The following is a 25390-nucleotide window of genomic DNA, read 5'->3' on the forward strand; positions in this document are numbered from 1 at the left end:
GCCTTTTTCTGTAAGCTACAGCTTTAGTGTGTCCACTAAAAGCGCGCAGAATAATTCGATGAAGAAGCGGGGTGACGTGTCCATACGTCACTCCGCTTTTTTACAACCTGCGATCGCCCTTTCAGGCTTTATTTACGGGAGGTCTTCTTGACTAAGCCAGCCATACTCGCCCTTGCTGATGGCAGCATTTTTCGCGGCGAAGCCATTGGAGCCGACGGTCAAACCGTTGGAGAGGTGGTGTTCAACACCGCCATGACCGGCTATCAGGAAATCCTTACCGATCCTTCCTACGCCCAACAGATCGTTACCCTGACCTATCCGCACATCGGCAACACCGGCACTACACCGGAAGATGTCGAGTCTGATCGTGTCTGGTCGGCCGGTCTGGTGATTCGTGACCTGCCACTGGTTGCGAGCAACTGGCGTAACACGATGTCGCTGTCCGATTACCTGAAAGCCAACAATGTTGTGGCGATCGCCGGTATCGATACGCGCCGCCTCACGCGCATCCTGCGTGAAAAAGGCTCGCAGAATGGCTGCATCATGGTCGGTGACAATATTTCCGACGAGGCGGCGATTGCCGCAGCACAAGGCTTCCCTGGCCTGAAAGGCATGGACCTGGCGAAAGTCGTCAGCGTCAAAGAGAAGTACGAGTGGCGTTCCACTGTGTGGGATCTGAAGACCGACAGCCACGCGACTATCGAGGCTGCCGATCTGCCTTACCACGTGGTCGCCTATGACTACGGCGTCAAGTACAACATCCTGCGCATGTTGGTCGAGCGTGGCTGCCGCGTGACCGTGGTGCCCGCGCAAACACCTGCCAGCGATGTGCTCGCGATGCAGCCGGACGGCGTGTTCCTGTCCAACGGCCCGGGTGACCCCGAGCCATGCGACTACGCTATCCAGGCCATCAAGGACGTGCTGGAAACCGACATTCCGGTGTTCGGTATCTGCCTTGGTCACCAGTTGCTGGCTTTGGCCTCCGGCGCCAAGACCCTGAAAATGGGCCACGGCCACCACGGTGCCAACCACCCGGTACAAGACCTGGACACCGGCGTTGTGATGATCACCAGCCAGAACCACGGTTTTGCGGTGGATGAAGCCAGCTTGCCGAGTAATGTGCGCGCCATTCACAAGTCGCTGTTTGACGGTTCCCTGCAGGGCATCGAGCGCACCGACAAGAGCGCGTTCAGCTTCCAGGGCCACCCTGAAGCCAGCCCGGGCCCGAACGACGTAGCGCCGCTGTTCGACCGTTTCATCAATGAGATGGCCAAGCGACGCTGACTGAGTGCTCTGCGGGCGGCCCCGAACCACGGTGGCCCCCGCAGGCTCTTCAAGGATTGTTCTAGACGGCTTGCCGACTGACCTGCGGATTTGAGTGACAAACCCATGCCAAAACGTACAGACATAAAAAGCATCCTGATTCTCGGCGCTGGCCCGATCGTGATCGGCCAGGCCTGCGAATTCGACTACTCCGGCGCCCAGGCCTGTAAGGCCCTGCGTGAGGAGGGCTACCGCGTCATCCTGGTGAACTCCAACCCGGCCACCATCATGACCGACCCGGCCATGGCCGACGCGACGTACATCGAGCCGATCAAATGGCAGACCGTTGCCAAGATCATCGAGAAAGAGCGTCCGGACGCGCTGCTGCCAACTATGGGCGGCCAGACTGCATTGAACTGCGCCCTGGACCTGGAGCGCGAAGGCGTCCTGGAAAAGTTCGGCGTAGAGATGATCGGCGCCAATGCCGACACCATCGACAAGGCTGAAGACCGTTCGCGTTTCGACAAGGCCATGAAGTCCATCGGCCTGGCGTGCCCGCGTTCCGGTATCGCCCACAGCATGGAAGAAGCCAATGCGGTCCTTGAGACCCTGGGCTTCCCGTGCATTATCCGTCCGTCCTTCACTATGGGTGGCACCGGTGGCGGCATTGCCTACAACCGTGAAGAGTTCGAAGAAATCTGCGCGCGTGGCCTGGACCTGTCGCCGACCAAAGAGCTGCTGATCGACGAATCGCTGATCGGTTGGAAAGAATACGAGATGGAGGTGGTCCGCGATAAAAAGGACAACTGCATCATCGTCTGCTCCATCGAAAACTTCGATCCGATGGGCGTGCACACTGGTGACTCGATCACCGTGGCTCCGGCGCAGACCCTGACCGACAAGGAATACCAGATCCTGCGTAACGCCTCCCTGGCGGTACTGCGCGAGATCGGCGTTGAAACCGGCGGTTCCAACGTTCAGTTCGGTATCTGCCCGGACACCGGCCGCATGGTCGTGATCGAGATGAACCCACGTGTATCGCGTTCTTCGGCGCTGGCCTCGAAAGCTACCGGCTTCCCGATTGCGCGTATCGCTGCCAAGTTGGCTATCGGCTACACCTTGGACGAACTGCAAAACGAAATCACCGGCGGCGCTATGCCGGCGTCTTTCGAGCCGTCTATCGACTACGTTGTGACCAAGCTGCCACGCTTTGCCTTCGAGAAGTTCGCCAAGGCTGATGCACGCCTGACCACCCAGATGAAGTCGGTCGGCGAAGTCATGGCGATCGGCCGCACGTTCCAGGAATCCCTGCAGAAAGCCCTGCGCGGCCTGGAAGTCGGTGTTTGCGGCCTGGACGAGAAGCTCGACCTGAGCAATCCGGAAAGCATGAGCATCCTCAAGCGCGAGCTGACCGTGCCGGGTGCCGAGCGTATCTGGTACGTGGCTGACGCCTTCCGTGCCGGCCTGAGCGTCGAAGATATCTTCGGCATGAACATGATCGATCCGTGGTTCCTGGTGCAGATCGAAGATCTGATCAAGGAAGAAGAGAAGGTCAAGACTCTGGGCCTGTCGTCTATCGACCGCGACCTGATGTTCCGCCTCAAGCGCAAAGGCTTCTCCGACCAGCGTCTGGCCAAGCTGCTGGGTGTGACCGAGAAGAACCTGCGTACTCATCGCCACAAGTTGGATATCTTTCCGGTCTACAAGCGCGTTGACACCTGTGCCGCAGAGTTCGCCACCGACACTGCCTACATGTACTCCACCTATGAGGAAGAGTGCGAAGCCGCGCCGTCGGATCGCGACAAGATCATCATCCTGGGCGGCGGTCCGAACCGTATCGGCCAGGGTATCGAGTTCGACTATTGCTGCGTACACGCCGCCCTCGCCCTGCGCGAAGACGGGTACGAGACCATCATGGTCAACTGCAACCCGGAAACCGTTTCCACCGACTACGACACTTCCGACCGTCTGTACTTCGAGCCGGTAACGCTGGAAGATGTATTGGAAATCTGCCGCGTCGAGAAGCCTAAGGGCGTGATCGTCCAATACGGCGGCCAGACCCCGCTGAAACTGGCGCGTGCCCTGGAAGCTGCCGGCGTGCCGATCATCGGTACCAGCCCGGACGCTATCGACCGTGCCGAAGACCGTGAGCGCTTCCAGCAGATGGTTGAGCGCCTGAACCTGCGTCAGCCGCCAAACGCTACCGTGCGCAGCGAAGACGAAGCCATCCGTGCAGCCAGCAAGATCGGCTACCCGCTGGTGGTGCGCCCGTCCTACGTACTGGGCGGTCGCGCGATGGAAATCGTCTACGAAGAAGACGAACTCAAGCGCTACCTGCGTGATGCGGTGAAAGTGTCCAACGACAGCCCGGTGCTGCTGGACCACTTCCTCAACTGCGCCATCGAAATGGACGTGGATGCGGTATGCGACGGTACTGACGTAGTGATCGGCGCGATCATGCAGCACATCGAGCAGGCCGGCGTTCACTCCGGTGACTCCGCGTGCTCGCTGCCGCCGTACTCGCTGCCGGCGCACATCCAGGACGAGATGCGCGAACAGGTCAAGAAAATGGCCCTGGAACTGGGTGTGGTCGGCCTGATGAACGTTCAGTTGGCGCTGCAAGGCGAAGACATTTACGTCATTGAAGTCAACCCGCGTGCCTCGCGTACCGTGCCGTTTGTATCCAAGTGCATCGGTGTGTCCCTGGCCATGATCGCTGCCCGTGTGATGGCCGGTAAGACCTTGAAGGAAATCGGCTTTACCAAGGAAATCATTCCCAACTTCTACAGCGTGAAAGAGGCGGTGTTCCCATTCGCCAAATTCCCTGGTGTGGACCCGATCCTGGGCCCAGAGATGAAGTCCACCGGTGAAGTGATGGGCGTGGGCGATACTTTCGGTGAAGCGTTCGCCAAGGCCCAGATGGGTGCCAGCGAAGTGTTGCCGACCGGCGGTACTGCGTTTATCAGCGTGCGTGATGACGACAAGCCACTGGTTGCGGGCGTGGCCCGTGATCTGATCAACTTGGGCTTTGAAGTTGTCGCGACTGCCGGGACCGCCAAGCTGATCGAGGCTGCGGGCCTGAAAGTACGTCGCGTGAACAAGGTGACGGAAGGCCGTCCGCATGTGGTCGACATGATCAAGAATGACGAAGTCACGCTGATCATCAACACCACCGAAGGTCGTCAGTCGATCGCGGATTCCTACTCCATTCGTCGTAATGCCTTGCAGCACAAGATCTACTGCACCACCACCATTGCTGCTGGCGAAGCTATCTGCGAAGCGCTCAAGTTCGGTCCGGAAAAGACCGTGCGTCGCTTGCAGGATCTACACGCAGGATTGAAGGCATGATCAAATACCCAATGACCGTCCAGGGCGCCAAGGCCCTGGAAGAGGAGCACGCCCATCTGACCAAGGTTGTACGTCCGAAGCTGAGCCAGGACATCGGTACGGCCCGCGAGCTGGGTGACTTGAAGGAAAACGCCGAATACCACGCTGCTCGCGAGCAGCAGGGTATGGTCGAGGCGCGGATTCGTGATATCGAGGGCCGTATGCAGAATGCGGTGATTATTGATGTCACGACCATCCCGCATACCGGCAAGGTGATTTTCGGCACGACCGTGGAAATCGCCAACGTCGAGACTGACGAAAGCGTGACTTACCAGATCGTGGGTGAGGATGAGGCTGATTTCAAGCAAGGCAAGATCTCTGTCGGCTCGCCGATCGCTCGCGCCTTGATTGCCAAGGAAGAGGGTGACGTCGTTGCCGTGAAAACGCCGAGCGGCGTCATTGAGTACGAGATTGTCGAAGTCCGCCACATCTGAAAGACGGCGTCCGCTACGTGTGGGCGCCATGCTTTGGCAGCTCTCTCAGATGCTTTGGGTGGGCGGCCTGTGGCTGTTGCATATGGGTGTATTACCGGTGCTGGGCCTTATTGGTCTGGCACCGTTACTGATCGATGAGATCGACAAATTGCTGAGCGCGCTGCTGGTGGGTTTTGCGGCGGCGTGTGTGTTGCTCCAGGCGTTAGTGCTGGTCAAGGCTGAGGGCTTTGAGAGTTTGTGGCGGGACATTCGCGGGCAACTGCTGTTGATGGCGCTGTATGCGTGCGCGATGTTTTGCGTGGTGTATATTTGGCTGCCGCAAGCGTTGCGCTGGCAGTTATTCAGCTATCTTGTGCTAGGGTTTTCCGGTTTGGTGCTGGTCATGCAGCCGGCGCCGGGGTGGAGTGGCAGGGCGCGCGAAGCACGCCCGTGACCCTTTTCATCATTTGAAGCGATGAACGTTCGACAGTTGCTTGTTGACGCTGAAGTTCTTGCGATACAGCAGCGCCATCTTGCCGATGACCTGAACCAGGTCCGCTTTGCCCACCTTGCACAGTTCTGCAACGGCGGCCAAACGCGCTTCGCGATCAAGGATATTGACCTTGATCTTGATCAGTTCGTGATCGTTCAGTGCGCGTTCAAATTCGGCTAAAACACCTTCAGTCAACCCGTTGTCTGCCACAATCAGAACTGGTTTCAGATGGTGGCCAATGGATTTGTACTGTTTCTTCTGCTCTTGAGTGAGCGGCATAATCTGACCCCTGCGTCTGATCTTGTAAAAAGCGGCGGCCAGTTTACCCGAGCGAGTCCGGGACCGCCCAGTTAATCACGACCCGTTTTATTTTTCGAGGTGGCCCGTGGCCCGTTCCAAAACCAGCCTTAAGTGGCTACAAGAACATTTCAATGATCCTTACGTCAAAAAGGCGCAAAAGGACGGCTACCGTTCCCGGGCCAGCTACAAGCTGCTGGAGATCCAGGACAAGGATAAACTGATCCGTCCGGGCATGAGCGTTATCGATCTCGGCGCGGCCCCCGGTGGCTGGTCCCAGGTGACCAGTCGTCTGATTGGTGGGCAAGGCCGATTGATCGCCTCCGACATCCTCGAGATGGACAGCATCCCGGACGTGACCTTTGTTCACGGCGACTTTACCGAAGACAAGGTATTGGCCGAGATCCTGGAGGCTGTGGGAAATTCGCAGGTAGACCTTGTGATTTCCGACATGGCCCCCAATATGAGTGGATTACCGGCTGTTGATATGCCGCGTGCCATGTTCCTGTGTGAGCTGGCGCTGGATTTGGCAGGTCGGGTATTGCGTCCGGGTGGCGATTTCCTGGTGAAGGTCTTCCAGGGCGAAGGTTTCGACGAGTACCACAAGAACATTCGCAAGTTGTTCGACAAGGTGCAGACCCGTAAACCGGACTCTTCCCGTGACCGGTCCAGGGAGCAGTATCTGCTGTGCCGTGGCTACCGCGGTGTGGAAGGCGCAGCGAGCGAAGAGCGTTTTTGAGAAATTCGAGGAGGGCGATAGGTTTTTTTATATCGCTTTCGTCACGAAGCTTTACGAATATTGTGTAGTCAAAGTTTCACAAAGGGTTACAGACGGCGCCTGCCAGAGTTGTAGGTAATGTAGTAAGTTAGGCCGGTGAATATCATGCGAAGCGCGCGCCAGTAGCGGAGCTTGCTTCAGAGGGTAGTTAATTGAACGATATGGCAAAGAATCTGATCCTGTGGTTGATCATCGCGGCTGTCCTGGTGACGGTGATGAACAACTTCTCCAGCCCTAACGAGCCGCAGACCCTCAACTATTCCGACTTCATCCAGCAAGTTAAGGATGGCAAGGTCGAGCGCGTAGCGGTTGATGGCTACGTGATTACCGGTAAGCGCAACGACGGCGACAGCTTCAAGACCATTCGTCCGGCAATCCAGGACAACGGTCTGATCGGTGACCTGGTGGATAACCACGTGGTTGTCGAAGGCAAGCAGCCTGAACAGCAAAGCATCTGGACTCAGCTCCTGGTGGCAAGCTTCCCGATCCTGGTGATTATCGCCGTGTTCATGTTCTTCATGCGCCAGATGCAAGGTGGTGCGGGAGGCAAGGGCGGGCCGATGAGCTTTGGCAAGAGCAAGGCACGTCTGCTCTCCGAGGACCAGGTCAAGACTACCTTGGCTGACGTTGCAGGTTGCGACGAAGCCAAGGAAGAAGTGGGTGAGTTGGTCGAGTTCCTGCGTGATCCGGGCAAGTTCCAGCGCCTGGGTGGTCGTATTCCTCGCGGCGTGTTGATGGTAGGTCCACCAGGTACCGGTAAAACCTTGCTGGCCAAGGCGATTGCCGGCGAAGCCAAGGTGCCTTTCTTCACTATTTCCGGTTCTGACTTCGTCGAGATGTTCGTCGGTGTGGGCGCCAGCCGTGTTCGCGATATGTTCGAACAGGCCAAGAAGCATGCGCCGTGCATCATCTTCATCGATGAGATCGATGCCGTTGGTCGCCATCGTGGCGCTGGCATGGGTGGTGGTCATGATGAACGTGAGCAGACCCTCAACCAGTTGCTGGTAGAGATGGATGGTTTCGAGATGAATGACGGCATTATCGTCATCGCCGCGACCAACCGTCCGGACGTACTGGACCCGGCGTTGCTGCGCCCGGGCCGTTTCGACCGTCAGGTCGTGGTTGGCCTGCCGGATATCCGCGGTCGTGAACAGATTTTGAAAGTACACATGCGCAAGGTGCCAATGGGTGACGACGTGGCTCCGGCTGTGATTGCCCGTGGTACGCCTGGCTTCTCCGGTGCCGACCTGGCCAACCTGGTCAACGAGGCTTCGTTGTTTGCTGCCCGTACCGGCAAGCGCATTGTTGAAATGAAAGAGTTCGAATTGGCAAAAGACAAGATCATGATGGGCGCTGAACGCAAATCCATGGTCATGTCCGAGAAAGAGAAGCAGAACACGGCTTATCACGAAGCCGGTCACGCCATTGTTGGTCGCGTTGTGCCTGAGCATGACCCGGTCTACAAGGTGTCGATCATTCCTCGTGGCCGTGCGCTGGGTGTGACGATGTTCCTGCCGGAAGAGGATCGCTACAGCCTCTCCAAGCGTGCATTGATCAGCCAGATCTGTTCGCTGTATGGCGGGCGGATTGCCGAGGAGATGACCCTGGGCTTCGATGGCGTCACCACAGGTGCTTCCAATGACATCATGCGTGCCAGCCAGATTGCACGAAATATGGTGACCAAGTGGGGCTTGTCGGAAAAACTCGGTCCTTTGATGTATGCAGAGGAAGAGGGTGAGGTGTTCCTCGGTCGTGGTGGTGGCGGTCAAAGTGCCAGCTTCTCCGGTGAGACTGCCAAGCTGATCGACTCCGAAGTTCGCAGCATCATTGACCAGTGTTATGGCACGGCCAAGCAGATCCTCACCGATAACCGCGACAAGCTTGATGCCATGGCTGATGCGCTGATGAAGTACGAGACCATTGATGCCGATCAGATCGATGACATCATGGCTGGTCGTACACCGCGTGAGCCTCGCGATTGGGAAGGTGGTTCAGGTACTTCGGGTACCCCACCCGTCGTTCAGAACGAACGCCCTGAGACCCCGATCGGCGGCCCGGCAGCTGACCACTAAGGTTTGAAATGACTTCTGCTTTGTCCTCTACCCGGTTGCCTTGCGGCAACCGGGTTCTTGATTTGGCCCATACGCATGTCATGGGTATTCTCAATGTAACTCCTGATTCCTTTTCCGATGGTGGCCGTTTCAGCCAGCTGGATGCCGCGTTGCGTCATGCCGAGGCGATGGTGGCTGCCGGCGCGACCTTGATTGATGTGGGCGGCGAGTCCACTCGGCCTGGGGCTCGTGTGGTATCCCCGTTGGAAGAGCTTGAGCGGGTAGCGCCAATTGTCGAGCGTATCGCCCGTGAGCTGGATGTGATCATTTCTGTGGACACTTCAACTCCCGCGGTAATGCGTGAAACCGCGCGTCTGGGGGCGGGGCTCATCAATGATGTGCGTTCGTTGCGGCGTGACGGTGCTCTCGATGCAGCTGCAGCGACCGGCCTGCCGGTGTGCCTGATGCACATGCTGGGTGAGCCCGGTAACATGCAGGACAGTCCTCACTACGACAACCTGGTCGGTGAGGTCACTGGGTTCCTGGCAGACAGGATCGCTCAGTGTGTCGAGGTGGGCATCGCGTGCGAAAAGATCATCCTTGACCCGGGGTTTGGCTTCGCCAAGACCCTGCAACATAATTTAAGCCTGTTCAAGCATATGGAGGCGCTGCATGCCCTTGGTCGGCCGCTGCTGGTCGGTGTGTCGCGCAAGAGCATGATAGGGCTGGCCTTGAATCGCCCGGTGGGTGAGCGCTTGTACGGCGGCCTCGCCCTTGCAGCGCTTGCCGTGACCAAGGGCGCTCGTATTTTGCGTGTGCATGATGTCGCCGAGACGGTGGATGTGGTGCGCATGATTGCCGCTGTAGAATCAGCCGAATAAGAATGATGGAGCACTTATGACTAAAAAATACTTTGGCACCGACGGCATCCGTGGTCGGGTCGGCGAGTTTCCGATTACCCCTGATTTCATGCTCAAGTTGGGTTGGGCGGCAGGCATGGCGTTCCGCAGCATGGGGGCGTGCCGGATCCTGGTTGGCAAGGACACCCGTATTTCGGGTTATATGTTTGAATCCGCGCTTGAGGCAGGCTTATCTGCTGCCGGCGCCGACGTAATGCTGTTGGGGCCCATGCCGACGCCAGCGATCGCTTACCTGACGCGTACCTTTCACGCTGAAGCCGGTATTGTGATCAGTGCGTCGCACAACCCGCATGACGACAATGGCATCAAGTTCTTCTCGGGGCAGGGCACCAAGTTGCCTGACGAGATCGAGTTGATGATCGAAGAGCTGCTGGATGCGCCGATGACGGTGGTCGAATCCAGCAAGCTGGGCAAGGTGTCGCGTATCAATGATGCGTCCGGCCGTTATATCGAATTCTGCAAAAGCAGCGTGCCGAGCAGTACCAATTTTGCCGGGCTGAAGATCGTTGTCGATTGTGCCCATGGTGCGACCTACAAGGTAGCGCCAAGTGTTTTCAAGGAGCTGGGAGCGCAGGTCACTGTACTATCGGCTCAGCCTAACGGCTTGAACATCAACGACAACTGCGGCTCCACGCATATGGAGCAACTGCAGGCGGCGGTTCTGGCCGAACATGCGGACCTGGGTATCGCGTTCGATGGCGACGGCGATCGTGTGCTGATGGTGGATCACACCGGCATGATTGTGGATGGTGATGATTTGCTGTTCATCATTGCCCGTGATCTGCATGAGCGTAACAAGCTGCAGGGCGGCGTCGTGGGTACCCTCATGAGCAACCTGGGGCTTGAGTTGGCATTGGCGGAGTTGGGTATTCCGTTTATCCGCGCCAATGTCGGCGACCGTTATGTGATCGCCGAGCTTCTGGAGCGTAACTGGCTGGTAGGCGGCGAGAACTCGGGACACGTCGTATGCTTCCAGCATACGACTACGGGCGACGCCATCATCGCTGCGCTGCAGGTGCTTCTGGCCTTGCGTCGTCGTGACGAGAGCCTGGCGCAGGCGCGTCAGGCCCTGCGCAAGTGTCCGCAGGTGCTGCTCAATGTGCGTTTTGCCGGTGGTGAAAATCCGATCGAGCACCCTGCCGTCAAAGAGGCTTGTGAGCGTGTTACCCAGGCAATGGCTGGGCGTGGGCGTGTGTTGTTGCGCAAGTCGGGCACTGAGCCTCTGGTGCGTGTCATGGTCGAAGGCGAGGACGAAACTCAGGTTCGCGGCCATGCCGAAGACCTGGCAAAACTGGTAACTGAAGTTTGCGCCTGAATTCGGCTTGCCAGTGATGGTGTGGTTGGGTAACATCTGCGCCCACTTTGACCGACGGGGTACAGCATGCGTCGCACTATGGTAGCTGGTAACTGGAAGATGCACGGTACCCGCGCCAGTGTCGCTGAGCTGATCAATGGCCTTCGTCACTTGGCCTTGCCTAGCGGTGTTGATGTCGCGGTTTTCCCACCTTGCTTGCATATCAACCAAGTGGTTGATGGCTTGAAGGGCAAGTCGATCCAGGTCGGCGCGCAGAATTCTGCGGTGGAGCCCATGCAAGGCGCATTGACCGGTGAGATTTCGCCGAGTCAGTTGGTTGATGCGGGTTGTGCCTATGTACTCGTTGGGCACTCCGAGCGCCGTCAGATGATGGGCGAGCGGGATGCGACGCTCAATCGCAAGTTCGCCGCGGCACAGGCTTGTGGCTTGGTTCCGGTGTTGTGCATAGGGGAGACCCTTGAGCAGCGCGAATCGGGCAAGACTCTTGAGGTTGTCTCGCGTCAGCTGGGCAGCATCATCGAGGAGTTGGGTGTTGGTGCGTTTGCAAAGGCGGTTATTGCTTACGAGCCGGTCTGGGCCATTGGCACCGGACTGACTGCTACACCGCAACAGGCGCAGGATGTGCACGCAGCCATCCGCGCGCAGTTGGCGGCAGAGAATTCTGAAGTCGCGCAAGGTGTGCGGCTTCTATACGGCGGCAGCGTGAAGGCGGCCAATGCGGTCGAACTGTTCGGCATGCCGGATATCGATGGGGGGCTCATTGGTGGAGCTTCCCTGAATGCAGATGAGTTCGGTGCGATCTGTCGCGCCGCGGGAAACTGAAAAAATGCTGGAAACAGTCGTAGTCGTTTTTCATCTGTTGGCTGCCCTGAGCGTAGTTGCTCTGGTTTTGTTGCAACAGGGTAAAGGTGCGGATGCTGGTGCGTCTTTCGGTGCAGGTGCTTCAAATACTGTGTTCGGAAGCCAAGGTTCCTCTACCTTTCTTAGTAAGTTTACTGCTATACTTGCCGCAGGTTTCTTCATAACCAGCTTAGGGTTAGGTTACTTTGCTAAAGAGAAAGCTCATGTGCTGACTCAGGTAGGTTTGCCAAACCCAGCAGTGTTGGAAGTTCCAAAAGCAAAACCGGCTTCTGATGATGTCCCGGTGCTTCAAGAGCAAAAGTCGGCTACTCCAGCGACTGACGTACCTCCAGCTCAAGAGCAGAAGTAAGAAGGGTTGTAAGCGCTGTATTGCCGAGGTGGTGGAATTGGTAGACACGCAACCTTGAGGTGGTTGTGCCCATAGGGTGTAGGGGTTCGAGTCCCCTTCTCGGTACCAATTATCAGGAGAGCCCGCTGTTGCGGGCTTTCTTGTAGGTGGAAGGTTACATTGACCCTGTAAGGGATCGGTCGTATACTTCCGCCCCAGCTTTGTCGCGGGGTGGAGCAGTCTGGTAGCTCGTCGGGCTCATAACCCGAAGGTCGTCGGTTCAAATCCGGCCCCCGCAACCAGTTTTAGCGGAGCCCCTTTTAAGGGGCTTTTTGTTAGCTGGACACTTTCAACGCCGCTGTTCGACGGCGTTTCAAGGATGGGCGTTTCGCCCATTTTTTTATTTTGCACAGCATGCACATACATGCACGAGGGGGTTCAGGTGTCGAGCAAGCTAGAAGAGTTGCAGGCCTTGCTGGCCCCGGTGGTCGTGGCCCTAGGCTATGAATGCTGGGGTATTGAGTTTTCGGCTCAAGGTCGCCACTCAATGTTGCGCGTTTATATCGATAAAGAGGGCGGCGTGCTGGTGGACGATTGTGCCATTGTCAGCCGTCAGATCAGCGGTGTGCTGGATGTTGAAGATCCGATTTCCGTTGAGTACACCCTTGAAGTTTCCTCGCCAGGCATGGAACGCCCACTGTTCACTATTGATCAGTTTGCAAAATTTGCCGGTGAACAAGTGAAGATCAAGCTGCGTTCGCCCTTCGAAGGGCGACGCAACTTTCAGGGCCTTCTGCGCGGTGTAGAAGAACAGGATGTCGTGGTGCAGGTAGAAGACCATGAGTTCCTGTTGCCGATCGATATGATCGACAAGGCCAACATTATTCCCAGTTTTGACTGAGACGCGGATCCCGCGGATCCAATGGCTTGCGAAAGGCGAGGCGTACGATGAGCAAAGAAGTACTGCTGGTTGTTGAGTCGGTATCCAATGAAAAGGGCGTACCGGCAAACGTGATTTTTGAAGCGCTGGAGCTGGCCCTGGCCACTGCTACCAAAAAGCGTTTTGAAGACGAAGTTGATCTGCGTGTGGAAATCAACCGCCACACCGGTGCCTATGAGACTTTCCGTCGCTGGACGGTCGTCGAAGAAGCCGATCTTGATGATCCGGCCATCGAAACCTGGCCGAGCAAGGTTGCGCAAACGCACCCGGGCGCCCAGGTCGGTGATGTCGTCGAAGAAAAGATCGAATCGATCGAATTCGGCCGTATTGCTGCACAGACCGCCAAGCAGGTCATCGTGCAGAAGGTTCGTGAAGCCGAGCGAGCTCAAGTCGTTGACGCTTATCGCGAGCGCCTGGGGGAAATCATCTCCGGCACCGTGAAAAAAGTTACCCGCGACAATGTGATCGTCGACCTGGGCAACAACGCCGAAGCGTTGCTGGCCCGCGAAGACATCATCTCTCGCGAAACCTTCCGTGTCGGCGTGCGTCTGCGTGCGCTGCTCAAGGAAATCCGCACCGAGAACCGCGGTCCTCAGCTGATCCTGTCGCGTACCGCGCCGGAAATGCTGATCGAGCTGTTCCGCATCGAAGTGCCGGAAATTGCCGAAGGTCTGATCGAAGTCATGGCTGCGTCCCGCGATCCGGGTTCGCGTGCCAAGATCGCGGTTCGCTCCAAGGACAAACGCATCGACCCGCAAGGCGCTTGCATCGGTATGCGCGGTTCGCGCGTCCAGGCAGTGTCGGGCGAATTGGGCGGTGAGCGTGTGGATATCGTCCTGTGGGACGATAACCCGGCGCAGTTCGTGATCAACGCCATGTCGCCGGCTGAAGTGGCGGCAATTATCGTTGACGAAGATGCCCATGCAATGGACATCGCCGTTGGCGCAGACAATCTGGCTCAGGCCATTGGTCGTGGTGGTCAGAACGTGCGTCTGGCCAGCCAACTGACCGGCTGGACCCTGAACGTGATGACCGAATCGGACATCCAGGCTAAGCAGCAAGCTGAAACCGGTGACATCCTGCGCAACTTCATCGAAGAGTTGGAAGTCGATGAAGACCTGGCACAGGTACTGGTAGATGAAGGCTTCACCAGCCTGGAAGAGATTGCCTACGTACCGTTGGAAGAAATGCTCAACATCGACGGCTTTGACGAAGACACCGTCAACGAGCTTCGCGCTCGGGCCAAGGATCGTTTGTTGACTAAAGCCATCGCTACTGAGGAAAAGCTGGCAGACGCCCATCCGGCCGAAGACCTGCTCTCGCTTGAGGGTATGGACAAGGATTTGGCGATGGAACTGGCGGTGCGCGGCGTAATTACCCGCGAAGACCTGGCCGAGCAGTCTATTGACGATCTGCTCGACATCGACGGCATTGACGAAGATCGTGCCGGCAAGTTGATCATGGCCGCCCGAGCCCATTGGTTCGAGTAATTAGGCGCGGCCTGAGGAGAGAAGTGCATGACGCAAGTCACGGTGAAACAACTGGCCGATGAGGTCAAAACACCGGTAGAGCGCCTGTTGCAGCAGATGCGTGAGGCAGGTCTGCCGCACACCGCCGCCGATGAAGGTGTGAGCGATAGTGAGAAGCAGTCTTTGCTGACTCACTTGAAGAGCAGCCACAAGGCGAAAGTGGAAGAACCGCGCAAGATTACATTGCAGCGCAAAACCACCAGCACCCTGCGTGTTGCGGGTAGCAAGAGCATCAGCGTAGAAGTACGCAAGAAGAAAGTCTTCGTACAGCGCAGCCCGGAAGAAATCGAAGCCGAGCGCAAACGCGAGCTGGATGAACGTCGCGCAGTAGAAAATGCTGCTCGCCAGAAGGCTGAAGAAGAAGCCAAGCGTCGCGCCGAAGAAGAAGCGCGTCGCCAGCCTGCTGCTGCGCAACCTGCCAACACTGAAGCGGTTGCCGCTCCTGTTGAAGCTGTGCGTGAGGCCGCCCCGGTTGCTGCTGCGCCTGCTCCTGCAGCTGACGCCCGCAAGCGCGACGAACCTCGTCGTCCGGACAAACCACGTGCCGACGATAACAATCGTCGCGGTGGTGGTGGCGATGGCGAGCGCAAAAACGCTCCGCATCGTGCCTCGGTCAAAGAGAAAGCGCCTGCTCCACGCGTTGCCCCACGTACTACCGACGAAGAAAGCGATGGCTTCCGTCGCGGTGGTCGCGGCAAGGCCAAGCTGAAAAAACGCAACGCCCACGGTTTCCAGAGCCCAACCGGCCCTGTCGTGCGTGAAGTGAAGATCGGCGAGACCATCACTGTGGGCGATCTGGCCCAGCAGATGTCGGTCAAGGCTGCTGAAATCATCAAGTTCATGTTCAAGCTGGGCACCCCGGCCACCATCAACCAGGTACTGGATCAGGAAACTGCCCAGTTGGTTGCTGAAGAGCTGGGCCACAAAGTGACCCTGGTCAGCGACACCGCCCTGGAAGATTCCCTGGCCGAGTCCCTGAAGTTTGAAGGCGAGGCAGTTTCCCGTGCACCGGTTGTGACCGTAATGGGCCACGTTGACCACGGTAAAACTTCCCTGCTCGACTACATCCGTCGTGCCAAGGTTGCCGCAGGCGAAGCCGGTGGTATTACCCAGCACATCGGTGCATACCACGTTGAAACCGAACGCGGCATGGTCACCTTCCTCGACACTCCAGGTCACGCCGCGTTTACCGCAATGCGTGCCCGTGGTGCCAAGGCGACCGACATCGTGATCCTGGTGGTTGCAGCGGACGACGGCGTAATGCCGCAGACCATTGAAGCTGTCCAGCACGCCAAGGCTGCCGGTGTTCCTCTGGTTGTAGCCGTGAACAAAATCGACAAGCCCGGCGCCGATCTCGATCGCATCCGTAGCGAACTGTCGGTTCACGGCGTGACATCCGAGGAATGGGGTGGCGAGACGCCATTCGTATCGGTCTCGGCGAAAATGGGTACCGGCGTTGACGAACTGCTCGAAGCGGTCCTGTTGCAAGCTGAAGTCCTGGAATTGACTGCTACGCCTTCGGCTCCTGGCCGTGGTGTGGTAGTTGAATCGCGCCTCGACAAGGGCCGTGGCCCGGTCGCGACCGTGCTGGTTCAAGACGGTACCCTGCGCCAAGGCGACATGGTGCTGGTCGGTTCGAACTACGGCCGTGTACGTGCCATGCTCGACGAGAACGGCAAGCCAATCAAGGAAGCAGGTCCTGCTATCCCGGTCGAGATCCTCGGCCTGGACGGTACGCCGGACGCTGGCGACGAGATGAGCGTAGTTGCCGACGAGAAGAAAGCCCGTGAAGTGGCTCTGTTCCGTCAAGGCAAGTTCCGCGAAGTCAAGCTGGCCCGTGCTCACGCCGGCAAGCTGGAAAACATCTTCGAGAACATGGGCCAGGAAGAGAAGAAGACGCTTAACATCGTCCTCAAATCCGACGTCCGTGGTTCCCTCGAAGCGTTGAACGGCGCCTTGAACGGCCTGGGTAACGACGAAGTGCAAGTGCGTGTTGTCGGTGGCGGTGTCGGTGGTATCACCGAGTCCGACGCCAACCTGGCACTGGCTTCCAACGCTGTACTGTTCGGCTTCAACGTGCGTGCCGATGCTGGCGCTCGCAAGATCGTCGAGCAGGAAGGTCTGGACATGCGTTACTACAACGTCATCTACGACATCATCGAAGACGTCAAGAAAGCCCTTACCGGTATGCTTGGCAGCGATGTCCGGGAGAACATCCTGGGTATCGCCGAGGTGCGTGACGTGTTCCGCTCGCCGAAATTCGGCGCGATCGCCGGTTGCATGGTTGTCGAAGGCACCGTGTACCGTAACCGTCCGATCCGTGTACTGCGTGAAGACATCGTTATCTTCGAAGGCGAGCTGGAATCCCTGCGCCGCTTCAAGGATGACGCTGCCGAAGTACGTGCCGGCATGGAATGCGGTATCGGCGTCAAGAGCTACAACGACGTCAAGGTTGGCGACAAGATCGAAGTCTTCGAGAAGGTTCAGGTTGCTCGCAGCCTCTAACTCGCGCACTTCAGGAGCCACACAGCGCGTGGGCATGTATTTGCCCCGCGCCGTGTCCGGACTCTAAACGCAACGCCCGGTCTGGCTTTTGTCAGGCCGGGCGTTTGCCGCTTTCAGACCCCACGGGTTTCACCGTGTGGCAGTAACAGGTAACAAGACATGGCAAAAGAATACAGCCGTACCCAGCGTATCGGCGATCAGATGCAGCGTGAGCTGGCTCAACTGATCCGTCGCGAAGTCAAAGACCCCCGCGTTGGCCTGGTCACCATCACCGCCGTTGAAGTGAGCCGTGACGTGGGTCATGCCAAAATCTTCATCACCGTGATGGGGCAGGACAACAGCGAAGAAATCGCGCAAAGCATCAAGGTGCTCAACTCCGCCGCAGGTTTCCTGCGGATGCAGTTGGCCCGCGAAATGAAGCTGCGCAGCGTTCCGCAGTTGCACTTCCATTACGACGAAAGCGTCGTGCGTGGCGCGCACCTCTCGGCCTTGATCGAGCGCGCCGTGGCTGAAGACAGTCAGCATCCGTCCACACCTGAAGACGCCAAGGAGTAAGCGGTGGCTCAGGTCAAACGTATCCGTCGCAACGTCAGTGGCATCATTCTGCTCGACAAGCCCATTGGTTTTACCTCCAATGCGGCGCTGCAGAAGGTCCGCTGGCTGCTTAACGCCGAGAAGGCGGGACACACCGGCAGCCTGGATCCACTGGCCACCGGCGTTCTGCCGTTGTGCTTTGGTGAGGCCACCAAGTTCTCGCAGTACCTGCTTGATTCGGACAAGGGTTATGAAACCCTCATGCAACTGGGCAAGACAACCACCACGGCAGACGCCGAAGGTGATGTTTTGCAGGTTCGCGACGTGACCGTTGGTCGTGCGGATATCGAAGCTGCATTACCTGCTTTTCGTGGGCAAATCAGTCAGATACCGCCGATGTACTCGGCGCTCAAGCGGGATGGGCAACCTCTTTATAAGCTGGCACGTGCGGGCGAAGTGGTGGAGCGCGAACCGCGTTCTGTTACTATTGCCCGGCTGGAACTGCTCGCCTGTGAAGGTGACACTGCTCGATTGGCGGTGGACTGCAGCAAAGGCACCTATATCCGTACCCTCGTGGAAGATATTGGTGAGAAGCTGGGCTGCGGTGCTTATGTAGCTGAACTGCGACGTACCCAGGCAGGCCCTTTCACCCTGGCCCAGACGGTCACGCTGGAAGAGCTGGAAGCGGTGCACGCCGAAGGCGGCAACGAAGCGGTTGATCGCTTCCTGATGCCCTCGGACAGCGGTTTGCTGGATTGGCCATTGCTGCACTTCTCGGAGCACAGCGCGTTCTACTGGCTCAACGGCCAGCCGGTACGCGCCCCGGATGCCCCGAAGTTCGGCATGGTGCGAGTACAGGATCATAACGGTCGCTTTATCGGTATCGGTGAAGTGAGCGAAGACGGGCGCATCGCGCCGCGTCGACTGATTCGGTCAGAATGACCGAACGAGGGTGGCTGTTAATAGGCATGGTCACTTCTCATTTATAGATACGGGGGTATGCCCTCGGCCTATTGGATCACCCCTTGGGTGGTTTCCTGAAAAAAGGATTGCCTCATGGCTCTCGACGTTCAAGAAAAAGCACAAATCGTAGCTGACTATCAGCAAGCTGTTGGTGACACTGGTTCGCCAGAAGTGCAAGTTGCACTGCTGACCCACAACATCAACAAACTGCAAGGTCACTTCAAGGCCAACGGTAAAGACCACCACTCCCGTCGTGGTCTGATCCGCATGGTAAACCAGCGCCGTAAGCTGCTGGACTACCTGAAAGGCAAGGATCTGGGTCGTTATCAGACTCTGATCGGTCGCCTGGGTCTGCGTCGCTAATCAGCGATTGCGCTAGAGGTTGGTTGTCTGCCGTGTGCCAGTGGGATTCCCGCTGGCCCATGGTAGGCTCCCAGCCTCAAGTTTTATCTGGATGCACGTTTTACCCTGGACGAGGGTCGGGCCGATTCCCGACATTGCCCAAGAATTTCGCAAGAAGACAAGTTCCCCCAAGAGCCACAAAGAAGGTAGGACACCGTGAACCCGGTTATCAAAAAATTCCAGTTCGGTCAGTCGACCGTTACCCTCGAGACAGGCCGTATCGCCCGTCAAGCCTCCGGCGCAGTGCTGGTTACCGTTGACGACGACGTTACCGTACTGGTGACCGTGGTTGGCGCCAAGACCGCTGACCCGAGCAAGGGCTTCTTCCCTCTGTCCGTTCACTACCAGGAAAAGACTTACGCTGCCGGTAAGATCCCTGGCGGTTTCTTCAAGCGCGAAGGCCGTCCTTCCGAGAAAGAAACCCTGACATCCCGACTGATCGACCGTCCGATCCGTCCGCTGTTCCCAGAAGGCTTCATGAACGAAGTGCAGGTTGTCTGCACCGTCGTTTCCACCAGCAAAAAGACCGATCCGGACATCGCTGCGATGATCGGTACTTCGGCTGCGCTGGCGATCTCGGGCATTCCGTTCGATGGTCCTATCGGTGCCGCTCGCGTTGCTTTCCATGAAAGCACCGGTTACCTGCTGAACCCATCTTACGAGCAGCAGAAAGCTTCGAGCCTGGACATGGTCGTTGCCGGTACCTCCGAAGCCGTATTGATGGTTGAGTCGGAAGCCAAAGAGCTGACCGAAGACCAGATGCTGGGCGCCGTACTGTTTGCTCACGACGAGTTCCAGGTGGTAATCAACGCGGTCAAGGAATTGGCTGCCGAAGCTGCCAAGCCAACCTGGACCTGGGCTGCTGCCCCGGAAGCCACCGACCTGCTGGGCGCTATCCGCTCCGAGTTCGGCGCTGCCATCTCCGACGCCTACACCATCACCGTCAAGGCCGACCGTTACGCTCGCCTGGGCGAGTTGAAGGACCAGGTTGTCGCCAAGTTGTCCGGTGAAGAAGGCCAGCCTTCTGCCAGCGACGTCAAGGCTGCATTCGGCGAAATCGAATACCGCACCGTTCGCGAAAACATCGTTAACGGCAAGCCACGTATCGACGGTCGCGACACTCGCACCGTGCGCCCGCTGAACATCGAAGTCGGCGTGCTGCCCAAGACTCACGGTTCGGCGCTGTTCACCCGTGGTGAAACCCAGGCCCTGGTAGTCGCGACTCTGGGTACTGCCCGTGACGCACAGCTGCTGGACACCCTGGAAGGCGAGAAAAAAGACCCGTTCATGCTGCACTACAACTTCCCTCCGTTCTCGGTGGGCGAGTGTGGCCGCATGGGTGGTGCTGGTCGTCGTGAAATCGGTCACGGCCGTCTGGCCCGTCGTTCGATTGCAGCGATGCTGCCGGCTGCCGATGTGTTCCCGTACACCATCCGTGTCGTATCGGAAATCACTGAGTCCAACGGTTCCAGCTCGATGGCTTCCGTTTGCGGTGCTTCCCTGGCGCTGATGGACGCTGGTGTGCCGATGAAGGCGCCGGTTGCCGGTATCGCCATGGGCCTGGTTAAAGAAGGCGAGAAGTTCGCCATCCTGACCGACATCCTGGGCGACGAAGACCACCTGGGCGACATGGACTTCAAAGTAGCCGGTACCGCTAAAGGCGTAACCGCGCTGCAGATGGACATCAAGATCAAGGGCATCACCGAAGAGATCATGGAAATCGCTCTGGGCCAAGCCCTGGAAGCGCGCCTGAACATCCTCGGCCAGATGAACCAGATCATTGGCCAGTCGCGTACCGAACTGTCGGAAAACGCTCCGACCATGATCGCGATGAAAATCGACACCGACAAAATCCGTGATGTTATCGGTAAAGGCGGCGCTACCATCCGTGCGATCTGTGAAGAAACCAAGGCTTCGATCGACATCGAAGACGACGGCTCGATCAAGATCTTCGGCGAAACCAAGGAAGCGGCTGAAGCTGCACGCCAACGCGTCCTGGGCATCACCGCTGAGGCCGAGATCGGCAAGATCTACGTCGGCAAGGTTGAGCGCATCGTCGACTTCGGCGCATTCGTCAACATCCTGCCGGGCAAAGATGGTCTGGTTCACATCTCCATGCTGAGCGACGCTCGTGTTGAGAAAGTGACCGACATTCTCAAAGAAGGCCAGGAAGTGGAAGTGCTGGTACTGGACGTGGACAACCGCGGCCGTATCAAGCTGTCCATCAAGGACGTAGCAGCAGCCAAGGCTTCGGGCGTTTAATCACCCCGCGTTCTAGCTGAAAAAAAGGGACTCTTCGGAGTCCCTTTTTTGTGGGAGAAGGAAATCCCCCTAAAATCAGTTGTTTAGTCGCCTGCAAAAAACCGCAACTTGCACGCAGGCACGACCTGCTTCATGCAACTTGCACGATTTCGAAAAGCACGCTGTTTTTTAACTTGTTGTTTTGTAAGGTTTTTTTCTGTTGTCCCACTTGGCACGCCGCCTGCACTATCCCTGTTAGCGCTGCAGCATCAAGGTTTACGTCTGCAGACTTTTAATAAAACAGGAGTTATTCGTATGAAGAAGTTCGCTCTCGCTACTGCTACCGCTCTGACCCTGGCCATGGGTGCTAACGTAGCCTTTGCTCAGACTTCCCAAGCCCCTATGACTTTGGCGGCCGGTGAAGCGACCAAGGCTAAGGAAAGCGTTTCGGATACTTGGATCACCACTAAAGTCAAAGCCGACCTGCTGACCGAAAAAGGCATTCCGGGTTCGGACATCAAGGTTGAGACCAACAAAGGTGTGGTTTCCCTGTCCTCCGACGTAGCAGTCTCGGATTCGCAGAAAGCCACTGCTGTAGCCATCACCAAGAAAATCAAAGGTGTGAATGCTGTTTCGGCTGACGGTCTGCTGGCTGGCGGCGCTGTCAAAGCTGACGGCATCGACAAAACCAAAGGTGCGGCACACGACGCTAAAGAAACCACCAGCGACACTTGGATCACTACCAAAGTGAAGGCTGACCTGGTTACCGAGAAGGGCATTCCTGGCACTGACATCAAGGTTGAGACCAACAAGGGCGTAGTGTCCCTGTCGTCTCCGACTGCCGTGACTGCATCGCAGAAAGAAACTGCGGTTGCCATCACCAAGAAAATCAAAGGCGTTAAAGCTGTATCGGCCGACGGCCTGAAAGCAGAGTAACGTTAAAGGTTTCGTTTGAACGATATAGCGGCGGCTTAGGGTGAGCTAGTTATCCACCCGATGCACCTCTGGAGTTCATGCGACCGACCACACGGATGTGGTCATTACAGGCCCCGGCACTTGTGTCGGGGCCTGTTCTATTTTGGGGTTGAAACAAAACTGCCAGCCAACCCCCCAAAAAAAATGTGGGAGCTGGCTTGCCAGCGATGTTGGCACCTCAGTCATTCGGTTGCACCGAGGTGATGCTATCGCAGGCAAGCCAGCTCCCACATTAGGATAGGCGTTGCTCAGAAGTTACTCGGCATCCAGATGCATTGGGGTGATGACCCGACCATCTTTCTCCGCCTGCCCCAGTTGCGCATCAATGAAGTACACCCGCTCATCTTCCAACTGGCCCTTGTCCACCAAGTAATCCTTGATGGTACTGGCGCGCTCCTGGCCCAGTTGGCGCAGCAGCACATCACTGCCGCTCCAGAACTTGATCACACCCTCTTTGAGCTTCGCCGAGCGCTCATCGCTGCCAAGGTTTTTCCATTCGGCGGGAGGTTGCTGTTTAAGACGGGTGCGGTAGATACCTTCCAGCAACGGTGCTTTTTCTTTCTCGGGCACTTCAAGCAACGAAGCTTGGGCCGGGACTTTGTCGCCACGGCGCTGGAGGATCTTGTAGTAGTTGTACTGGTATTCACGTTCCAGCCGCTGCGCCGCCAGGAACGGCCCATCGCTGCTGGCAGCAGCCGTGCCTTCGATTTCCAGGCGCAGGGTAGGGCGCTCTTTCAGTGCCTTGGCCAAGGTGTTCAGCGCGCCCTCGGCATCTTTGTTCAGCTCACTGGAGCCGGCGGCGAACGAAACATTACCCAGGTCTTCAGAGCCGCCACCCGTCACCAGCCCGCCAATAAACTTGAAGGGCGCGGTCGCTGCGCGGACGACGAGGTTACGCAGGGTCTGCCACACAATCGGCATCACGCTGAATTGCGGGTTGTTCAGGTCGCCACTGACCGGCAGTTCGATCGAGATCTTGCCGTCGCTGTCCTTGAGCAGGGCGATGGCCAGGCGAATCGGCAAGTCCACCGCATCGGAGCTGTCGACTTTCTCACCCAGTTGCAACTGTTCGACCACCACTTTGTTTTCGGCCTTCAACTGGCCCTTGGTGATCACGTAGTGCAAGTCGAGATTCAGCCGGCCCTTGCGGATACGGAAGCCTGCGAACTTGCCCGAGTAAGGTGTCAAGTTGGTCAACTCGACACGTTTGAAGCTGGTCGCGATATCCAGGGCTGCCATCGGATCAAACGGGTTCACGCTGCCCTTGATGGTCACTGGGGCGTAACGGTCTACCTTACCCTTGATATCGACGCTGGCCGGTTTGGCCTGGCGACTATCGATGGTGCCAATCTGGCCGTTGAGCTGTTGAATCGCGGTGGCGAAGTTGGGCGTGAGGCTGAAGTCGGCAAAGTTGGCCGAACCATCGTTAATTGCGATCTGCCCGATGTGGATGCCCAAGGGCTTGTCTTTGCTGGCCGCCGGCTTGGCGGCTGATTTGGCACCACTGTCGGCAGGCTGGGGAATCAGCAAGTCATCGATGTTGGTGGTGCGATCGTCGTTGATCATGAAGCGCGCATACGGCTGCAGCAGGTTGACCTTGTCGATCGACAGGCTCTGACCGTGCTGATAGTTCACACCCTCCAGTACCAGGCGCTGCCACTTGAGGAAGTCGCGGGTCTTGAGGGTGTCCAGGGTATGCAACTGATCGACCTGAGCGCGGCCGGTGATTTGCAGGGCCAACGGCTCGGTGCTCTTGAGGTTCACATCCAGGTTGCCGCCCAACATGCCGCTGCGCAGTTCCAGGCGAATAAACGGGCTGATATACGACTGGGCCACCCGCAGGTCGATGTCCTGGGTATTCACTTTCAGCTTGGCGCTGACCGGGTTGAGGTTAACCTCGCCGGTTGCCTGGATCTTGCCTTGCTTGCCCACGCCACTATCGACCTTCAAGGTGAAGGGGCTTTGGTTGAGGCTGTCGAAGTTCTGCATGTCGACATTCAACGGGCCCAGTTCCAGCGCCACCGCAGGTTTGGCCTGGCGGTCGGCCAGGTGTACCTGATAGTTACGCAGTTGCACATCCTTGAGCATCACTTGCCAGGGTTTGCTTGGCGCTGCCGGTTGGGCTTCAGGCGTGTCGGCGTTGGCCGGTGCCGGTGCCGGTGCCGGTGTTGGCTTGCTTGGCTGGCTGGCGAACAGTTTCTGCCAGTCGAGTTGGCCATCGGCTTCAAGAGCGGCCCAGGTTTCCAGCTTGTTGCTGCGGATTTTGCCGACGACTACCTGCTGCTTGGCCAGGTCTACCGTAGTTTCGCTGACATCCAGGCGTTCCAGGCGTACCAATGGCCGGCCATCCGGCGCCTTGATCGCGAAGGGCGCAATGCTGGCGGCGGTGTTGGTCAGGTTCAGCTCGGTCTCTTTGGCCAGGCTGAACTTATAGTCGGTGCTGAAGTTAAGCACGCCGTCTTCCAGCACCAGTGGCAAGGCGTCACGTACATACGGCCACCAGGCTTTCATCTTGCCGTCGGTGACCTTCAAGGTACCTTCGGAGGTGATCGGTACCAGGCTGACATTACCTTTCCAGTCAATCTGCCCGCCGTCAGGGCCAGCGGCCACCAGGGTCATGTCGGCGTTGTCTTCGGGCAAGGTGCTGAGGTTTTTCAGCTCGAAGTCGAGTTTGTCGTAGAGGAATTCGATAGGTTCGCTGGGGCGCAGATCTCGGAAATGCAGATTGCCGCCCGCCAGTTTGATGCTGTCGATACGCAGCGGGAACGGTTTGGCATCGGGATCTGCGGGAGTCGGTTCGCTCGGCGGCAGTTTGAACAACTGCGCCAGGTTCAACTGGCCGGATTTGTCGAACAGCAGTTCGGTCTTGGGCTGGTCCAGTTGCACATCAGCCAGGTGCAGGGCGCGGGTCCAGAGACTGTCGGCCTGCAGGTTGGCGTAGAAGCGCTGGAAGCCCACTTGTTCTTTGCCCGGCTCACCGATCTTCAGGCCCCACAGCGTGAGTTCCAGGCTGAACGGGTTGAGCTCGATGCGCTCGATTCGCGCCGGCACCGTGGCGTAATTCGCCAACTGTTGGTTGGCAATGCGAAGAGCGATGCCGGGTAAAATCAGAAAGCCCAGCAAGCTGTACAAAGCAAGGGCGGTCAACAAGGCGCCTGCGGCGCGGATCAATCCTTTGGGCATGGGTGACGCCAT

General features: G+C 57.7%; 20 protein-coding genes and 2 tRNA genes. 20 read left to right on the plus strand and 2 right to left on the minus strand.

Translation table 11 applies throughout. From position 1 onward, the window contains the following. Positions 1-147 precede the first annotated feature (147 nt). The 4 genes from carA to J1G33_RS14020 all read left to right on the plus strand — a co-directional run bounded on the left by carA (position 148) and on the right by J1G33_RS14020 (position 5517). On the plus strand, positions 148-1284 hold the full coding sequence (gene carA, locus J1G33_RS14005) for a glutamine-hydrolyzing carbamoyl-phosphate synthase small subunit (protein ID WP_005791498.1): 1137 nt from the start codon (positions 148-150) through the stop codon (positions 1282-1284). Between the two features lie 105 nt (positions 1285-1389). Next, entirely contained in the window at positions 1390-4611 is a 3222-nt protein-coding gene (gene carB / locus J1G33_RS14010) for a carbamoyl-phosphate synthase large subunit (protein WP_005791497.1), read from the plus strand. Then, positions 4608-5084, plus strand: coding sequence for a transcription elongation factor GreA (greA, locus tag J1G33_RS14015; protein ID WP_005791494.1), 477 nt, complete (start codon positions 4608-4610; stop codon positions 5082-5084). The genes carB and greA overlap by 4 nt, the downstream gene beginning before the upstream one ends. Positions 5085-5112: 28 nt before the next feature. Next, positions 5113-5517, plus strand: a complete 405-nt coding sequence (locus J1G33_RS14020; protein ID WP_032879441.1) for a hypothetical protein — start codon at positions 5113-5115, stop codon at positions 5515-5517. Between the two features lie 9 nt (positions 5518-5526). Here the strand turns inward: J1G33_RS14020 and J1G33_RS14025 are convergent, their stop codons facing one another. Continuing rightward, entirely contained in the window at positions 5527-5835 is a 309-nt protein-coding gene (locus tag J1G33_RS14025; protein WP_003176146.1) for a YhbY family RNA-binding protein, read from the minus strand. 106 nt (positions 5836-5941) lie between these two features. On the opposite strand from J1G33_RS14025, the gene rlmE reads away from it, so the two are divergent. From rlmE to J1G33_RS14105, 16 genes are all read left to right on the plus strand, one after another. Beyond that, positions 5942-6592: a 23S rRNA (uridine(2552)-2'-O)-methyltransferase RlmE gene (rlmE, locus tag J1G33_RS14030; RefSeq protein WP_003194199.1), complete on the plus strand. Its 651-nt coding sequence runs from the start codon at positions 5942-5944 to the stop codon at positions 6590-6592. 200 nt (positions 6593-6792) lie between these two features. Beyond that, a complete protein-coding gene (gene ftsH, locus J1G33_RS14035) occupies positions 6793-8703 on the plus strand; it encodes an ATP-dependent zinc metalloprotease FtsH (RefSeq protein ID WP_032803717.1) in 1911 nt (636 codons plus the stop codon). Between the two features lie 8 nt (positions 8704-8711). Beyond that, positions 8712-9563 (plus strand): dihydropteroate synthase, encoded by an 852-nt coding sequence (folP, locus tag J1G33_RS14040; RefSeq protein ID WP_032879443.1) that lies wholly within the window; start codon positions 8712-8714, stop codon positions 9561-9563. Positions 9564-9579: 16 nt separating this feature from the next. After that, positions 9580-10917, plus strand: coding sequence for a phosphoglucosamine mutase (glmM, locus tag J1G33_RS14045; protein WP_005791485.1), 1338 nt, complete (start codon positions 9580-9582; stop codon positions 10915-10917). A gap of 66 nt (positions 10918-10983) precedes the next feature. Continuing rightward, complete coding sequence (gene tpiA / locus J1G33_RS14050; RefSeq protein WP_005791483.1) at positions 10984-11739, plus strand: triose-phosphate isomerase; 756 nt, start codon at positions 10984-10986, stop codon at positions 11737-11739. 4 nt (positions 11740-11743) lie between these two features. Beyond that, a complete protein-coding gene (gene secG, locus J1G33_RS14055; protein ID WP_003194191.1) occupies positions 11744-12127 on the plus strand; it encodes a preprotein translocase subunit SecG in 384 nt (127 codons plus the stop codon). 22 nt (positions 12128-12149) lie between these two features. Next, positions 12150-12235 (plus strand) — tRNA-Leu (locus tag J1G33_RS14060). Positions 12236-12331: 96 nt separating this feature from the next. Next, positions 12332-12408, plus strand: a tRNA-Met gene (locus J1G33_RS14065). A 140-nt stretch (positions 12409-12548) separates the two neighbouring features. Then, positions 12549-13007 carry a ribosome maturation factor RimP gene (gene rimP, locus J1G33_RS14070; RefSeq protein ID WP_003235029.1) on the plus strand — a complete coding sequence of 153 codons (459 nt, stop codon included), beginning with the start codon at positions 12549-12551 and terminating at the stop codon, positions 13005-13007. Positions 13008-13054: 47 nt separating this feature from the next. Next, the gene (nusA, locus tag J1G33_RS14075) at positions 13055-14536 is read left to right on the plus strand and encodes a transcription termination factor NusA (protein ID WP_005791481.1); all 1482 of its coding nucleotides are present in this window, start codon (positions 13055-13057) and stop codon (positions 14534-14536) included. A gap of 27 nt (positions 14537-14563) precedes the next feature. Further along, positions 14564-17080 carry a translation initiation factor IF-2 gene (gene infB / locus J1G33_RS14080; RefSeq protein WP_005791478.1) on the plus strand — a complete coding sequence of 839 codons (2517 nt, stop codon included), beginning with the start codon at positions 14564-14566 and terminating at the stop codon, positions 17078-17080. Positions 17081-17239: 159 nt separating this feature from the next. Further along, complete coding sequence (gene rbfA, locus J1G33_RS14085; RefSeq protein WP_003176137.1) at positions 17240-17635, plus strand: 30S ribosome-binding factor RbfA; 396 nt, start codon at positions 17240-17242, stop codon at positions 17633-17635. Between the two features lie 3 nt (positions 17636-17638). Further along, positions 17639-18556: a tRNA pseudouridine(55) synthase TruB gene (gene truB / locus J1G33_RS14090; RefSeq protein WP_005791476.1), complete on the plus strand. Its 918-nt coding sequence runs from the start codon at positions 17639-17641 to the stop codon at positions 18554-18556. A 114-nt stretch (positions 18557-18670) separates the two neighbouring features. Next, positions 18671-18940, plus strand: a complete 270-nt coding sequence (gene rpsO, locus J1G33_RS14095) for a 30S ribosomal protein S15 (RefSeq protein ID WP_003177875.1) — start codon at positions 18671-18673, stop codon at positions 18938-18940. Between the two features lie 195 nt (positions 18941-19135). Continuing rightward, positions 19136-21241: a polyribonucleotide nucleotidyltransferase gene (gene pnp, locus J1G33_RS14100; protein WP_005791474.1), complete on the plus strand. Its 2106-nt coding sequence runs from the start codon at positions 19136-19138 to the stop codon at positions 21239-21241. A 294-nt stretch (positions 21242-21535) separates the two neighbouring features. After that, positions 21536-22156: a BON domain-containing protein gene (locus J1G33_RS14105; RefSeq protein WP_032879445.1), complete on the plus strand. Its 621-nt coding sequence runs from the start codon at positions 21536-21538 to the stop codon at positions 22154-22156. A gap of 294 nt (positions 22157-22450) precedes the next feature. On the opposite strand, the gene J1G33_RS14110 is transcribed toward J1G33_RS14105, so the two are convergent. Further along, the gene (locus tag J1G33_RS14110) at positions 22451-25378 is read right to left on the minus strand and encodes a DUF748 domain-containing protein (protein WP_223018238.1); all 2928 of its coding nucleotides are present in this window, start codon (positions 25376-25378) and stop codon (positions 22451-22453) included. Between the last annotated feature and the right edge of the window lie 12 nt (positions 25379-25390).

Source organism: Pseudomonas sp. P867 (assembly GCF_019891455.1).
Classification (GTDB): Bacteria; Pseudomonadota; Gammaproteobacteria; order Pseudomonadales; family Pseudomonadaceae; genus Aquipseudomonas; species Aquipseudomonas synxantha_A.